The following is a 16,584-nucleotide window of genomic DNA, read 5'->3' as shown; positions in this document are numbered from 1 at the left end:
TAATTGATTAATACCTTGAATTTGTAAACTTAAAATCAGTTATAATCTATGAAATTTTAAGGGTATAGTTAATGACAATAACACAAATCGAAAACAACATCACAGAATTGTTAAAAAACTTTTCAAAAGATGATTTTGTTTTTGATTTCCTTCTCGCTTATGGTGAAAGAAATGCAACTATAACTCGACTAAAAAAGAGCGATTTAAATCAGCTTGAAACGAACGGTGAAGTAACTCTACGAAAAAAGTTATTTTTCAAAGAGAGTGAAACACAACTCCATGGAACAATTGACACTCTTATAACTAACTCTCTTACTCACAAACAAAAAACTAGATTTATCATAGTTAGTGATTACAAAACACTTCTCGCATACGATACTAAGACTACAGATACATTAGATATAAAGCTTGATGATTTAGCAAAGCATTATGATTTCTTTTTACCCTTAGCAGGTATGGAAAAATCGGCCCATATAGATGAAAACCCAGCAGATGTAAAAGCGTCAAATAAACTAGCAAAACTATATGATGAGATACTAAAAAACAACCCTACGCAAACCCATGAAGAGGTTCATGCGCTTAACGTATTTTTAACTAGACTTTTATTTTGTTATTTTGCAGAAGATTCAAATATTTTTGAAGACAATATATTTACCGACTCTATAACTTCACATACACAAGTTAATGGAAGTGACATAGATGTTTATTTGAGAAGATTATTTGGTGTGTTTAATACAGCCGATAAAGACAGAGAAGATTCATTGCCTCACTATTTAAGAGCTTTTCCTTATGTAAATGGTGGGTTATTTAGAGATACGTACCCAGTACCTCACTTCACCGAAAAGTCAAGAAACATCATGCTTGAAATTGGTAAACTTAATTGGTCGGCTATTAACCCAGATATATTTGGTTCGATGATTCAAGCTGTTGTTACTCCTGAGCATCGTGGCGATATGGGTATGCACTACACATCTGTTCCAAACATCATGAAAGTTATACAGCCACTTTTTTTAGATGAGCTTTACGAGGTTTACGAAAAAAGTAAATCGAGTAAGAAAAAACTTCAAGATTTAATGAAAAGAATTACAAACCTAAAAATATTTGACCCTGCTTGTGGTAGTGGTAACTTTTTGATTATTGCCTATAAAGAGCTTCGACATTTAGAGATGAAAATACTAAATGCCCTTGATGATTTGTCTTCTCAAAAAAGCTTTGTATTTAGTGAGATAAAGCTAACTCAGTTTTATGGAATAGAGTTAGATGACTTTGCCCATGAAGTAGCCATACTATCTCTTTGGTTGGCCGAACATCAGATGAATCTAGAGTTTTACAGAGTTTTTGGAAGAACTTCACCATCTTTGCCTCTTCAAGATGGTGGAAATATTATTCATGGGAATGCTACAAGAGTTGACTGGGAAGTTGTTTGTCCTAAAGTGGATGGGGATGAGATTTATATACTTGGGAATCCGCCTTATTTAGGCTACAGCGAACGAAAAAAAGAACAAAAAGATGATATGAATTTAGTGTTTGACGGGATAGGTAATGTTAAAAGATTAGATTATATTGCTTGTTGGTTTAAAAAAGCAACAGATTACATATGTAAAATTAACTCAAAGTATGCATTTGTATCAACTAACTCTATTTCTCAAGGAGAACAAGTAAGTTTGATTTGGCCTTATATTTTTTCAAACAATCAAGAAATTAATTTTGCACATAAATCATTTCATTGGACAAACAATGCAAAAGGAAATGCTGGTGTGACGGTTGTAATAACTGGAATTAGAAATATATCAAATGATAAAAAATATCTATATGAAGATACTATTAGAAGTCAAGTAACTAATATTAGTCCATATTTAATCCAGACTAGTAATATAATTATGCAGCAAACAAAAACTTCAATTTCTAATCTCCCAGAAATGCAACTTGGAAGCAGTAGCATAGATGGTGGTCATTTGATTTTAAGTCTTGAGGAAAAAAATTCATTTATTGATGCTAACCAAAATTCAAAAATATTTATTAAACAATTTATAGGAGGAGCAGATTTTTTAAGAGGAATCAAAAGATATTGCTTATGGATTGATGATGATAAAGTCGAAGAAGCTAATAATATAGTAGAGATTAAAAATAGAATTGATAAATGCTATGAATATAGAAGTAATGCTGGTAGAGATGCGAAAAAAGCAGCAGGTGTACCATATAGATTTTTTTATAGAAAATATAAAGATACAAGTGCGATTATTTTACCTATGACTAGTTCTAGTAGAAGAGAATATTTACCAATAGGATTTTTAAATAGTGGTGCAGTTGTAAATCATGGTATATTTATCGTATATGACTCAGAACCATATATATTTGGTATATTATCATCAAAGATACACTTTATATGGATGTCAATAACTAGTGCTAGAATGAGAAATGACTATCGATATTCTGTTAATTTAACATATAACACTTTTCCGTTTCCAAACATAACAGACAAACAAAAAGAAGAGTTAACTAAACTCGTATTTAACATCCTAGATGAAAGAGAACAACACTCAGGAAAAACATTAGCACAACTCTATGACCCAGATAAAATGCCACAAGACTTAAAAGAAGCTCACCATCAACTCGACCTAGCTATAGAAAGATGCTACAGAAAAAAACCGTTTAAAAGTGATGAAGAAAGACTGGAATATCTTTTCAAACTTTATGAAGAGATGATAGAGAAAGAAAAAAGCATTACGAAATGACATATTTTTTAACAAAATTAATTTTAAATGCTATAGTATTGAAAAATATTTAGGATAGCCATTTATGGATAAGCAACGCACAAGTACACTAAAAGAGCAAGCGGTCATATATAATGATGGTGAATTAGAATTAAAAATTTCAGTAAATAGTGAGAGCGTTTGGCTTACTCAAAAACAACTGTGTGATATATTTGCTAAAGATCAAAGTGTTATTAGTAGACATATAAACAATATTTTTAAAGATAATGAAGTGGACGAAAAAAGCAATATGCAAAAAATGCATATTGCTCCTTCAGATAAACCCGTAAGCTTTTATAGTTTAGATATAGTTTTAGCTGTAGGCTATAGAACTAACTCCTCAAAAGCTATAAAATTTAGACAATGGGCGACATCTGTTTTAAAACACTACATCCAAAATGCTTATGTGGTAAATACTGATAAAATAAGCCTTGAGAGCTTTATCTCTCTAGAAAATGATGTGTCAGTTTTAAAAAATGAAATGGGAGATATTAAATCACTTATTCAAAACAATAAACTAGAAGTTACACAAGGTATATTTTATGATGGACAAGTGTATGATGCGTATATATTTGTATCTGATTTAATTAAAAAAGCAAGTAAAAGTATTGTACTTATTGATAACTATATAGATGATAGTGTACTAACACTGTTATCAAAAAGAGATGCAGATACATCTTGTGTGATTTATACAAAAAGTATTACAAAACAGATAAAACTAGACCTTGAAAAACACAACTTACAATATCCAAAAATAGAAGTTAAAAAGTTTGGAAATTCACATGACAGATTTTTAATACTTGATGAAGAAGATGTATATCATATAGGGGCTAGTTTAAAAGACCTAGGTAAAAAATGGTTTGCATTTTCAAAGTTTGATATACAAGCATTTGATATTTTATCTAAGCTCGCAAAAGGAAAATAATGCCAAATTTAGTAGACGTAAATTATGAACAGACTGGAAAAAGTAAATCTACCAATGAGTTTGGTATGCGAGAGATGCAAGCAAAAGCTTACGAGCAAAGAGATGCACCTTACTTACTTTTAAAAGCACCTCCAGCTTCTGGAAAATCAAGAGCTTTAATGTTTATAGCACTTGATAAACTCAGAAATCAAGATATGAAAAAAGTGATTGTAGCTGTTCCAGAACGCTCTATTGGTGGGTCATTTTCTAGTACTGACTTGAAACAGTTTGGTTTCTTCGAAAATTGGGAAGTAAATGAAAAGTACAATCTTTGTACAACAACTGACAACAAAAGTACAGTAGAATCATTTAAAGAGTTTCTAGAGAGTGGTGAAGAGATTTTAATCTGTACACACGCTACATTACGCTTTGCCTTTGAACAACTTGATGAATCAAAATTTAACAATACCCTTTTAGCTATAGATGAATTTCACCACGTATCAGCAGATACAGAAAATAAACTCGGTGAAGTATTAAGAAATATCATCGAAAAATCATCCGCAGATATTATCGCTATGACTGGTTCATACTTTCGAGGAGATAGTGTTCCTGTTTTACTCCCTGAAGATGAAGCGAAATTCACTAAAGTTACGTACAACTACTATGAGCAATTAAATGGTTATGAGTATTTAAAATCTCTTGGTATTGGCTATCACTTTTACCAAGGTCAATACACAAGTGCTATAGATGAAGTACTCGATACTGATAAAAAAACTATCTTACACATACCACATCCAAATATGGGCGAATCTACCAAAGACAAACATAAAGAAGTAGATACTATTTTAGATATTATCGGAACTGTTGAGTCTGTCACAGAGGATGGGATTCTTATAGTAAAAAGAAAAACTGATGGAAAACTCTTAAAAGTTGCAGACCTAGTAAATGACAACAAAAAAGAGAGAGATAAAATCATCACTTATCTAAGAAATATTAACAGTGTTGATGATATGGACTTAATTATTGCTCTTGGTATGGCAAAAGAAGGGTTTGACTGGCCTTACTGCGAACATGCCTTAACTGTTGGGTACAGAGGTTCTCTTACAGAAATCATTCAAATTATTGGTCGTGCAACAAGAGATAGTGAGAATAAAACTTCCTCACAATTTACAAACCTTATAGCCCAACCTGATGCAAACAATGATGAAGTGAAACTATCCGTAAACAATATGTTAAAAGCCATAACTTCATCACTTTTAATGGAACAAGTTTTAGCTCCTAGCTTTAAATTTAAAACACGATTTGAAAATGATACAGAACCATCAAAAAAGGGTGAACTTAAAATTAAAGGTTTTAAAAATCCTACAAGTGCAAAGGTTAATGATATTATCCAAAGCGATTTAGATGATTTAAAAGCCACCATACTTCAAGATGAGCAGATGATAAAAGCAATGCCTGGGAATATAGAACCAGAGGTTATAAATGAAGTTCTCATACCTAAAATAATTAAGGTGAAGTATCCTGATCTTAATGAAGAAGAAGTAAAAGAATTAAGTCAGTATGTAGTTGTTGATAGTGTGGTGAAAAATGCAACCACTAAAACAGATGGAGATAAACAATTTATACGAATGGCTGGTAAATTCATTAATGTTGATGATTTGCATATTGATTTAATCAATAGTATAAATCCATTTCAAAAAGCTTTTGAAGTTTTATCTAAACAAGTCACAACTGGCGTGTTAAAGCTGATTCAAGAGTCTATAGAAGTAACTCGGATTAAAATGAGTGAGGAAGAAGCAGTGATTTTATGGCCTAAAGTCAATCGATTTGTTCAAGAGCATAAGAGACATCCAGATATTAACTCAGCAAACCAAAAAGAAAAAAGACTTGCAGAGTGTATTATTTATTTAAAAGAAGAAACGAGAAAACAAAGAAATGGATAAAAAAAAGATACTCGATGATATTCTTGCTAATGATCCCTTTGGATTATTAGATAGTAAAGCGAAAAACCCAATTATCACAGAAGAGGATAGATTAGTATCTTCATTTGAAGATGTTAATGACTTTTATGAAAAAAATGGATGTGAACCTAAAAAATCTACTGATATTAATGAAAGAAGTTTGTTCTCACGTTTACAAGGGATGAGAGATACTCCGACTAAACGAAACCTTTTAAAAAAGTATGATAAATTCAACTTACTCAGTGGTGAAGATATTTTAGAAATTAATTCAATTGATGATATATTTAACAATGATGCATTGGGTCTCCTTGAAAATGACGCAGAAGATATTTTTACTCTCAAACATGTTCCGAAAGTAGATAAAGACAGAAAAAATGTAGATTATCTTTCAAGAAGAAGCCCTTATAAAGACTTTGCTACGTATGAACCTATATTTATTCAATGTCAAAAAGATTTAAAATCTGAGACAAGAGAACTTGAAAAATTTACAGAGGAATCTTTAAAGGAAGGTAATTTTTTTATTTTAAAAAATGTACTCGTTTATTTAAAAGAGATAGGAGAACGTACAAAAGATAAATATCATAAAGTGAATGCAAGAACAACTCTTATATTTGAAAATGGAACATACTCAAACATGTTACTTCGTTCTCTAACAAGAATACTCTATGACGGTGGTTATGTCGTTAGTGAGCGTAAAGAAATAGCTCCTCAAGAAATTACATCTGAGGACAAGCAAAATGGTTACATTTACATAGTAAGTTCATTAAGTAATGATGATAGGATATCAACAAAAAGTAACTTATTTAAAATAGGATTTTCCACAACAGAAGTTGAAATAAGAATCAAAAATGCAAAAAAAGACCCAACCTATTTAATGTCAGAAATTCAAACTGTGGCATCTTATGAAGTTTATAATGTAAATCCTCACAAGCTAGAACAGCTAATACATAAGTTCTTTTCAAACACTTGTTTAGACATAGACATTGTAGATGAAAAAGGACGTATTCATCGACCTAGGGAATGGTTTGTCGCCCCATTAGATGTTATTGAAGAAGCCATAGATCTCATTATCAATGGTAAAATCATTAACTATCATTACAATGAACTTAGCGAACAAATTGAACTGAAGTAAAAACAAAAGGAAAAAAACATGAGCTACACACAATGGTTTGAAGAACACGCTAACAAACATAAAGTTATCGTTAGCAAACTTCAAAAACAAAACTATACAAAAGAGCAAATCATAGAGTATTTTGATTTTGACTCTATGGTCGAGAATGAGCCAGAATTTTGTCCACTTTACGTTGACAATAAAAAATGCCACGATATGGAGTCTTTAAACTGCTACCTTTGCGCTTGTCCGAATTTTCGTTTTGACGATGCTGGGATTAAAAAAGTAGGGGAAAACACGCAGTACAGTTTTTGTGGCATAGAATCTAAAGATGGTTCACAAGGTGTCTATGGAGATAAAATCCACCAAGACTGCTCAAAATGTGGCGTTCCCCACCATACAGCGTATGTTGAAAAAAACTTTGACTTGGACTGGAAAGTTGCTATGAAGAAGTGTAAATTATAAATGGGTGTAGTTACACAGGTATCTTTAGGTAAAGTCAACTCTCTCTTTCCTTCCTACGGCTTTACCAAGCTAGAGCCAACGCTCTCAGGGATTATAGATACTACCTACATTGCTCACACGAAAACTTCTTCTTACATACTAAAAAAGTACGAGAGAGATATTCCACAAAAAATAGCCCAAGACACTAAACTTCTTAATGAACTCAATGCCAAAGGTTTAAACGTTCCAATCTGTCTTGCACAAAATCAGGGCTGGTACCTATACAAAAAACTCAAAGGCTCACAGCCTAAGTATGTAAAGAGTTACCACATACAAGCCTTAGCAAGATTCTTAGCAAAACTGCATTGTACGATGGCTACATATAAGTGTACATCCAACCAGATTATAGAAGAAGAAGTTTTAACAGCCCTTCGCTATACAAAAGAAAACTACTTTGGGTACTACAAACGACTTGAGTTTTTAAAGCATTTTAGCTTAAAACCCGATGCGTGCATACATGGAGATATTTTTAAAGATAACACCATTTTTGATGGAAAAAAAATTGGAGTCATTGATTTTATAGATAGCTCTTGTGGAACCTTTGCTTATGACGCGGCAGTTGCTTTAGTTGGGTTTGATGCGAGAGTTCACCATCAGTACTTTATCAATCTTTTTTTAAACACTTACAATCAACATGCACCAAAAAAGATAACTAAAAAACGACTTCTCTACAAAATGAAAGTTGCTTCTCACTTTTATGCACTTAAGCGTGTATATACCTACAAAAACACTTTTCGAGCACAAGAGCTGTTGGGGTGAAACATGGTGCAAACATTTATAAGTATGCAAAAAAACTCACATGTGATTCTTCTGAGATTATAGACTTTTCATCAAATATAAATAGTTATATTCCTGATATTAACATTTCTCTTACAAATGAAATGTTGGTGAAGTATGGCGACAGTAGTTACAAAAATCTCAAAAACGCCATAGCTACAAAATACCAAATCAAGAAAAAACAAATAGCTCTTTTTAATGGTGCTACCTCAGCAATATTTGAGCTGTTTAAATCACTCAAAGAAACAACAGTCTATCTCTATGCCCCTCTTTATGGAGAGTACGAAAAAGCAGCAAAACTTACAAATAAAAAGATTATAAAAATCAATCGTTTTGAGAAAATGAGAGAAGAACCAACAAAAAATTCTATTGTTGTGTTTGTTAATCCATCTACTCCAGATGGAAAATACTATCATCTAGAGCACTTGTTTAGCATGTGGAGCAAACACAAATGCACAGTGATTGTAGATGAGTCATTCTTAGAGTTTGAAAGTTTAAAACCCGTAAGAAAGAAAATCAATAATTACAATAAACTCTATATAGTCCAATCTTTTACAAAGTTTCATTGTTGCGCTGGAGTTCGGGTGGGTGCTTTGTTTTCTCATAAGTCCAACATCAAAAGATTCACTTCACCACTATGGCACCTTTCTTCTTTTGATACAGCATTCTTAACTCAAAGACTCCAAGACAGTACTTTTAACAAAGAGAGTAAAGAACTTCATAAAGTGCACAAAAAAGAACTATTTGACATTCTCAAAAGCTCAAATCTATTTACTAAAATCTATAAAAGTGATACAAATTTCTTTCTTGTAAAATCAAAAAAAGCTCAAATAATTTTCCAGTACCTTTTAGAAAAAAAGATCTTAGTACGAACATGTGATAGTTTTGATTTTTTAGATAAAAATCATTTACGATTTGCAGTAAAAGACAGTACTGCTCATGACTCGCTTAAAAAAGCTTTTCAAAGGATTTAAGGAAGTACGTGTTTCAAATCATCACGCCATTTTGGGTGGTGAAAATGAAGTCTACGATCACAAGAATTAGAAACTACAGAAGTATCAAGCTTAATGGTACCAATCTTGTTCCAGTCCTTTTTCCCATCTATAATTTGGCTTGCAACGTTGATAGAAAACTGGAGTACTTCACCATCTGTAATCTTTAACTCATCCCGAAAATCATCAGCATTTTTTTGTGAATCTTGTCCTTGTATCATCATCCATTTTGGCGTAATAATATTTGTACTGTTACCCTCTCCTAAATAAGAAATCTCATAGAGTTGTCTTATAGTTGGATGTGAATCTACCTTAGAAAAGGTATGTGATACTTTAAGTGTATAGAGCATATGCTTTATAACTTCAGGCGTTATACTCACTTCTGGTTCATTTGTAAGCTCCACTTGTGCGTAAGAAGATGCTTTTGTTCCACCTAAATCATCGACAAGGAAAAAGTTAGCGCTGTCTTCATGGTTCATCTTGTCTGGCTTTGTTGTAGGAAAAAGTTTGCCTGCAAATCCAAAAGCTCTTGTCTTATTACTTTTTGTATTAGACATTGCTGTTGAGGCTCTTGCTATTATGAGAGCTTTACTTTTGTTTTTAAAGTAACCACCATAAACATTCTCAGTGTCTATCTCCCAAACACCTTTAAAACATATCCCGTTTGGGTGGGCTAACTTATTAAAAGGTTTTAAAATATCGTTATGGTCATCTAAGGTTCTTTGTGCATTTTCTAAAATTTTGTTTTTTTTAAGTGTTGAAAGCTTAAAAAATGAGATTTTATTTTGAGGTAAGCTTTCCAATGGATCAGAAATTACCTCCCCCCATACCTCGTTAAAAGTGACATTTTGAGCTTCTTTTTCTTGAGACAATGGTACCTTACCCGTGCAGTTTGAAAAAGCGAACAGTAGTAGTAAAAATGATAATAACTTCATTTGGAATCCTTTAAGAGTACAACGGATAGTCTTGCATAACTCCATTGTATAGCACATACAATAACAAGTCAAATAAAATAGTATAATAAGACTATGGAAAATAGAAACATTACACTCACAAACGACAACCTAGAGAACTTAGAAAACTTTGCTGAAGTACTCAAAAAAGATACAAGCACAATGATTAATGAAGCCCTAGAGGACTACTTTATAAATGCTCAAAAAAAGCTTTTAGAGAAAAAGCTTGAAGATGAAAATTCAATGACTAACCTAGACTTTGATGAGTTTTGGAATGATGTGGACGTTTAAATATTTCTACAATACCCATTGAGCATGACATATAGTCATATTAATAATATAAAAGCACTATTTCCGATAAAATAACTCAGCTAAAATCATTTAGGATTTACAGTTAAAGAGACTCGTGCACATTACAGATTAAAAGAAGAACTGCATAATTTCATACACTAAATCTTAACTATTTTTTTGATTGCTCCCAATCTATTAAAAACTTTTTCAACTCTTCCAATGAAAGAGCTTCACTATATAAGTATCCTTGAGATAAATGACACGACAATTTATGGAGTTCATCTTCTTGTTCTATTGTCTCAATTCCTTCAGCTATAACACCAATATCTAAACTCTCAGCCATAGACATGATAGTTTTAACAATTATTTTATCTTCTTTAATATTCACAATACCATCAATAAATGATTTATCTATTTTTAAAAATGAGATTGGAAATTTTTTTAAATAGCTTAATGATGAATAGCCTGTTCCAAAGTCATCTATTGATATTTTTATTTTTTTCTCTGTCAATTTTTCCATCATATAGATAGCTCTTTGTACATTTTCCATAATAAGACTTTCTGTAATTTCAAGTTCTAAGTTACTTATATTAAAATTATATTTAGCCACATTGTCCAATATTTTTTCAACAAGTCTTTCATCCTCAAATTGTTTTGAAGACAAGTTTACTGCTACATTAAGTTCAGGATAGTTACTTTCGTTTAACTCTTTAATCTCTTGCATAGCTTTGTTAAGTATTTGCTCGCCTAACTCATGGATAAGTCCACTATCTTCTGCAATATCAAGAAAATATATAGGCGATAAAACACCTAGTTCAGGATGATTCCATCTTGCGAGAGCTTCAACCCCAACAACAATTCCAGTTTCTGGATTAATTTTTGGTTGATAGTATGGAATAACGGATCCATCAGATAAGGCTTTTTTTAGTTCTAACTCTATAGTACGTTTTTTAACACTCTCATTGTGCATGCGTGGTTCAAAAAACTGGTATTTACCTCTTCCTTTATGTTTTGCTTTATACATTGCTAAATCTGCTGCTTCAACAAGAGAATCAATACCTTGCATCTCTTGTGTAAAAAATGCTATGCCTATACTAGAGCTTATAACAATCTCATGATTTTCTATAGTATATGGTTTAGATAACTCATCTATAATATTTTGAGCGATAAATTGTATACTATTTTTTTTAATGGGTGAAGCTAGTACAACTGTAAATTCATCACCTCCTATACGTGAAACTGTATCCGATTTTCGTACCAAATCTTTTAGCCTTTTTGCTACAGCTATAAGAAGTTCATCTCCAACTATATGACCATAACTGTCATTTACTTTTTTAAACATATCTAAATCAAGAAACAAAAGTGCACCATCACTTTTATTTCGAATAGCAATATCTACTTCATGTTTCAATATATTTTTAAATTGAATTCTGTTAGTTAATTGAGTTAGTGGGTCAGTATACGCTATCTCTTGAAGTTCTTCTTGATGATTTTTTTTGAGTGTAATATCACTAAATACTGCAACATAATTTTTTACTAAGCCACCAGGACCTCTTACCGTAGTGATAGTTATATCCTTAAGGAAAACTTCACCATCTGCTTTTCTATCCCAGATTTCACCCTTATAAACACCATTTTCTAATACTTGTTTCCATAAATTCTTATAAAACTCTTTGCTGTGTTTTCCCGATTTGAATTTTTTTGGTTTTGCACCAATAACCTGATCTCGTTTAAAGCCTGTAAGATGTAAAAATGCTGGATTAACATCGATGATAGTAGTATTTAAATCAGTAATCATTACAGCTTCTGAAATAGACTCTATAACTTCTTTAGAAAGCTGCACTTTGTCTTCATACATTTTTTGTTCTGTAAGATCAGTAACAATAGCAACATATTGTTCTTGTTCATTTAGCATCATTTTCTGTACTTTTGCTTCTACAAAATACTCGCTACCGTCTTTTCGTGTATGCTTAGTATTAAAAATTTTAAATTCACTACTAGAAATATATTTTGTAAAATTATTTTCATCATACTCAAGTTTAACATTCCATGGGTGTAAATCGACTATCTCCTCAAGAGAATATCCCAAGTTATGTTGCGCTTGCTTGTTAATGTATATAAATTTAAAACTAATGGAATCAAAAACATATATTTCATTAAAACTATTATCTACAATCGTACCAAGAGTACTTAGTTGATTTTCAAGGTTCTTTTCTAAGCTTTTATCTAAGTATACTGCCATAACTGAGTTATTACTTAGTCTAGAGATTTCATTCTCTCGCCATCCACTAATGCGACTATCTTTATAATATTCTGTTTTATAAGTTTCCGTCTTACCGCTGTAATAAACTTTTTTCAAAAGCTCAAAGATACCAAACTCTCTTGCAGAAGGAAAAACATCTAAAAGATATTTTCCAATTACTTTCTCACGTTTTATATTTTCAGTTGATTCAGCAAGAGTATTAAAATCAACAAAAATAAAATCATCTTGTTTTTCATCATATGTATAAATAGCAATACATACAGGTATATTATTAACATTAAAAGAGTGTTTCATGATATATACTACTCCTGAATTATAATTTTTATTTATAATATGATAAGATAGAAACCCATAATTTCAACTTAGAAATATTATTTAAATTGACTTAGCTTTAGTATCTTTACAAATTAAACTATCTTTGAAACAACATCCACTATAATTCAAGTATTAGAATATTTGGAAAATGCACAGAAAAAGCTCTTAGAAAAAAACTCTCAAACAAATTTAAACTTTGATGAATTCTGGGATGATGTGGAGATTTAAATTCATCCCTAGCTATAAACACTAAAGAGGTGCGTTATCTATTACACTCAGTCCTTCATTCACATTAAAAATTTTAGCTCTGATATTAGCATACCCGAAAGCTTCTAACCGTTTAGTATGTTTGTCTAAGTATCTGTTTGCATCTTCAAGGTTATCAAACAAGTAAACTCCCCCAGCTTCTTTAGCCTCTTCATTTTCCGTCCATATCTTCCATACTAGACCTTCTTCTGTTGCTATGTCTTTCGCTAAGTCAGTAAATGCCTCCGTAAATTCTTTCTTAAATGGTCCTGTATGTGGGAAATCCACTTGTAATAAATATTTCATGTTATACTCCTGAATGTTTTTATATACGTAGTATAATACGAATTATCTAATGAAAATTCATGAGTACTCAAAATCAATTCAATCACAAAAAAAGCTGTAAAATCTAATGATGAAAAAAAACTCTCACTTAAACTCCCTAAGTATATTCGGTACAAGTTCTGACGCTGGAAAGTCTACGCTTTCTTTTGCCATTCCTCAGTACTTTGCGGCAGAAGCTATTGGGATGAAAACTCTCAAATGAACTTGGACTTTGATGAGTTCTGGGATGATGTGGAGATTTAAACTTACTTAGATTTAAATATTTTCAATTGATTATACTATATATGCTATAATATTTTCAATCAATTGAAAAGGTATACAATGCAAAAACTTATAGAATTATCAAATTTATACTTTTCACTTCCAACCCCTACATTTAAAAGATACCTATTTGACAAGATAGATTTTAAATCTAAACTCATTGGGATTTTGGGTCAGAGAGGAGTTGGAAAAACAACTCTTATCAAACAAGTAGCCCAAAATTATAAACTCTCACAATCAAAAATGCTGTATATAAGTGCAGACAACATTACAAATAGTTTAAGTGAAATCGCTATAGAGTTCAGTGCTTTAGGCGGTACACTACTTATAATAGATGAGATTCACAAAGCGGACAACTTTGCTCTTGAACTTAAAACCATCTATGATTTTGTAGATATAAAAGTAATATTTTCAGGTTCTTCAGCCTTAGAGATAGAAAACTCAAAAGTTGATTTAAGCCGAAGAGCATTGTTTTATGAACTTCATTCTCTTTCTTTTAGAGAGTTTATAGCTATAAAATTTGAGATAGATTTACCAGTTTTAGAACTTGATAATATTTTAAAAAATCACCAAGATATAGCAAATAGTGTAAAAAAAGAATTTAAGCCTCTAGAATACTTCAAACTGTACCAAGACTTTGGAACATATCCATTTTTTACAGAGGGTGAATTAGGTTACAACTTAAGACTAAACGAGATAATAAATATCATTTTAGACAGTGAAGTTGCTTCCATCTACAACGTAGACAGCGACAAAATCAACATCATAAGAAAACTACTTCACCTACTCTGCGCAAGTGTTCCAGTAGAGTTAAACATCCAAAACCTAGCAAAAGAAGCTGGCATAAGTCGAAACACACTCTACTCCTACCTTTACTACCTACAAAAAGCCAACCTTTTAGAGATAATCGGAGCAAATTTCAAAAATAAAAAGCTCTTAAACAAACCAGACAAAATCTACTTAGAAAACATAAATCTGTACAATATCTTGTGTTCTGATAAAAACAGCCCAAGTATGAGAGAAAGTTTTTTTATATCGCAAGTCAAAATCTATCACGACCTCAAACACTCCAACATTGGCGACTTCAAAGTAGATGATACCTACCTCTTTGAAGTAGGCGGGAAAAACAAAAAATTCAAGCAGATAAAAGACGAAAAAAACTCTTATGTAGTTGCAGATGATGTAGAAATAGGATTTGGAAATAAAATACCCCTTTGGGTATTTGGATTTTTGTATTAAATAGCATATAGTCATATTTATAATATAAAAACACTATTTTCGATAAAATAATTCAAATAAAAGAAGAATTAAATTCAGTTATTTCCATTTTGGAACATACTGAAAACTGTATATTGAGTTAAAGCAACTATTTCCAGAATGGAAACAGTTCAAAAAAGGTTTTAGGGAAATAATATGGAACTAGTTTATTTATGGGTTGAGAAGTATAAAAATATTGAGAAGCAAGGGTTTAATTTTTCACCTCGGTTTGAGTGTAAATATGATGAAAGTACAAACGAACTTACCATTAATGAAAAAAAAGATTATGTAAATATTTTTCCTGACAATATAAATGTTACGGCAATTGTTGGGGAAAATGGGAGTGGGAAAAGTAGTTTATTGCAATTACTAGAGAGTAAGTCAGAATTAAATAATAGCAACAACTTTCTTGTTTATGTGAAAGAAAGAAAATATTACTGTGCATTTAATCGTATTAAACCAAAAATAGTTTTTGACCCGAAAGTGAAATATATTGATAGAAATAATCGTTCAGATGAAAACTCTTTTTACCCGACGATAATTAGAATTGCACACGAAGAAAAAATTGGTGAATATCGACTGAGTCATTACTATTTTGGAAAGTATAGTGGTATTTATGGTGGAATGCACATAGATAGGCATAATGATTATAATATGCTTGAAGCTCGATTTTTTATACCGAGATATATAAATATTGCTACTGATCATATTGAACTTTTTAATCGATTAAAAGAGATGTATAAGTTTAATATATTACGATTGCTGTTAACAAGCAATTCAACATCTCATATTAGACAGTGGATTGATAAACAAATAGATACATTTATTTTTACTATTGCATTAGATTCTAAAAAGGTTTGTATATATGAAAAAACTGAAGAAGTTTTAAGGGATATACAAAAAGAACTACGATGTCCTATCGAAGAGATAGAGATTCATTTATATAATAAAAATAGAGAAAAAGTCGTTTCAGTTTTAGAAGATATTGAAAATATTCACCGTACCCAAACTTATACTAATCAAATAAAAAAGCAAAATAAATATCAAGAGTTTGATTTGGCGGTTTTAATTGCATTTATTGAGTATTACTTAAAAAATACAGATCCATGTGATCCATCTGATTTGGTTTATGAAACCTTACTAGAGCTAAAAAATCAAATAAAAAATAATCTACTTGTAGATAAACATATTATTCGAATAACACAAAGCTATATTTTAGATTTTTTTCAAAAGTTAAAAGATGAGGAATTTAAATTTACTAAAGATGATTTATTGACTATTGACGAAATAATAGAAGCTATAAAATACATACGGCCATTTAACGTTAATAAATTCAATGAAGAGGGTAGTCCTTATATTGATATTCCTATAGATACAACTTTAAAAGACAACCTTCATTATATTAGAATCTTACAAAAGATATTTTTTGAATACGAATTTGATTATGGAAAAGAAAACTTTTTAAGAGTTTTTGAATACGATCTAATAAACAATGAGATTGGAAGTTCTTATGAAACTATTTCTGATGGAGAAAAGCACTTTATTAGATTTTCAATAGATATTATTTATCATTTACAAACTCTAAAAGAATATAACTTTACACCAAAAAATGAAAGCATAGCATTATTTTTAGCTGATGAACCAGATAACG

14 protein-coding genes are annotated in these 16,584 nt (G+C 31.0%); 11 read left to right on the top strand and 3 right to left on the bottom strand.

The features are described from left to right. The first annotated feature begins 71 nt into the window (after positions 1–71). The 7 genes from ACI9TV_RS04180 to ACI9TV_RS04150 all read left to right on the top strand — a co-directional run bounded on the left by ACI9TV_RS04180 (position 72) and on the right by ACI9TV_RS04150 (position 8,984). Positions 72–2,735, top strand: coding sequence for a class I SAM-dependent DNA methyltransferase (locus ACI9TV_RS04180; protein WP_415249502.1), 2,664 nt, complete (start codon positions 72–74; stop codon positions 2,733–2,735). A 64-nt stretch (positions 2,736–2,799) separates the two neighbouring features. Beyond that, entirely contained in the window at positions 2,800–3,678 is an 879-nt protein-coding gene (rhuM, locus tag ACI9TV_RS04175) for a RhuM family protein (RefSeq protein WP_415249501.1), read from the top strand. Continuing rightward, positions 3,678–5,600 (top strand): DEAD/DEAH box helicase, encoded by a 1,923-nt coding sequence (locus tag ACI9TV_RS04170; protein ID WP_415249500.1) that lies wholly within the window; start codon positions 3,678–3,680, stop codon positions 5,598–5,600. The genes rhuM and ACI9TV_RS04170 overlap by 1 nt, the downstream gene beginning before the upstream one ends. After that, positions 5,593–6,750 (top strand): GIY-YIG nuclease family protein, encoded by a 1,158-nt coding sequence (locus ACI9TV_RS04165; RefSeq protein ID WP_415249499.1) that lies wholly within the window; start codon positions 5,593–5,595, stop codon positions 6,748–6,750. Before ACI9TV_RS04170 ends, ACI9TV_RS04165 begins: the two co-directional genes overlap by 8 nt. Positions 6,751–6,768: 18 nt before the next feature. Further along, complete coding sequence (locus ACI9TV_RS04160; RefSeq protein ID WP_415249498.1) at positions 6,769–7,194, top strand: hypothetical protein; 426 nt, start codon at positions 6,769–6,771, stop codon at positions 7,192–7,194. After that, a complete protein-coding gene (locus ACI9TV_RS04155) occupies positions 7,195–7,992 on the top strand; it encodes a phosphotransferase enzyme family protein (RefSeq protein WP_415249497.1) in 798 nt (265 codons plus the stop codon). Further along, the gene (locus ACI9TV_RS04150; RefSeq protein WP_415249496.1) at positions 7,989–8,984 is read left to right on the top strand and encodes an aminotransferase class I/II-fold pyridoxal phosphate-dependent enzyme; all 996 of its coding nucleotides are present in this window, start codon (positions 7,989–7,991) and stop codon (positions 8,982–8,984) included. Before ACI9TV_RS04155 ends, ACI9TV_RS04150 begins: the two co-directional genes overlap by 4 nt. On the opposite strand, the gene ACI9TV_RS04145 is transcribed toward ACI9TV_RS04150, so the two are convergent. Continuing rightward, positions 8,981–9,937 (bottom strand): hypothetical protein, encoded by a 957-nt coding sequence (locus ACI9TV_RS04145; protein WP_415249495.1) that lies wholly within the window; start codon positions 9,935–9,937, stop codon positions 8,981–8,983. The genes ACI9TV_RS04150 and ACI9TV_RS04145 overlap by 4 nt on opposite strands. 93 nt (positions 9,938–10,030) lie before the next feature. On the opposite strand from ACI9TV_RS04145, the gene ACI9TV_RS04140 reads away from it, so the two are divergent. Beyond that, positions 10,031–10,246 (top strand): hypothetical protein, encoded by a 216-nt coding sequence (locus tag ACI9TV_RS04140; protein ID WP_415249494.1) that lies wholly within the window; start codon positions 10,031–10,033, stop codon positions 10,244–10,246. Positions 10,247–10,415: 169 nt separating this feature from the next. Here ACI9TV_RS04140 and ACI9TV_RS04135 read toward each other — a convergent pair whose 3' ends face one another. Beyond that, positions 10,416–12,803, bottom strand: a complete 2,388-nt coding sequence (locus ACI9TV_RS04135) for an EAL domain-containing protein (RefSeq protein ID WP_415249493.1) — start codon at positions 12,801–12,803, stop codon at positions 10,416–10,418. 270 nt (positions 12,804–13,073) lie between these two features. Next, the gene (locus ACI9TV_RS04130) at positions 13,074–13,376 is read right to left on the bottom strand and encodes a monooxygenase (RefSeq protein ID WP_415249492.1); all 303 of its coding nucleotides are present in this window, start codon (positions 13,374–13,376) and stop codon (positions 13,074–13,076) included. Positions 13,377–13,482: 106 nt separating this feature from the next. Here ACI9TV_RS04130 and ACI9TV_RS04125 point away from each other — a divergent pair, with 106 nt between their 5' ends. The 3 genes from ACI9TV_RS04125 to ACI9TV_RS04115 form a co-directional block, all read left to right on the top strand. After that, a complete protein-coding gene (locus ACI9TV_RS04125) occupies positions 13,483–13,617 on the top strand; it encodes a hypothetical protein (RefSeq protein WP_415249491.1) in 135 nt (44 codons plus the stop codon). A 119-nt stretch (positions 13,618–13,736) separates the two neighbouring features. After that, on the top strand, positions 13,737–14,915 hold the full coding sequence (locus ACI9TV_RS04120) for an ATP-binding protein (RefSeq protein ID WP_415249490.1): 1,179 nt from the start codon (positions 13,737–13,739) through the stop codon (positions 14,913–14,915). A 174-nt stretch (positions 14,916–15,089) separates the two neighbouring features. Then, the coding region (locus ACI9TV_RS04115; RefSeq protein ID WP_415249489.1) for a hypothetical protein at positions 15,090–16,584 on the top strand (1,495 nt) is incomplete at its 3' end.

Origin of the sequence: Sulfurimonas sp. (assembly GCF_047622445.1) — a bacterium.
GTDB lineage: Bacteria > Campylobacterota > Campylobacteria > Campylobacterales > Sulfurimonadaceae > Sulfurimonas.
Note: the sequence above shows the minus strand (reverse complement) of the source record. Positions and strands in the feature narration are given on the sequence as shown.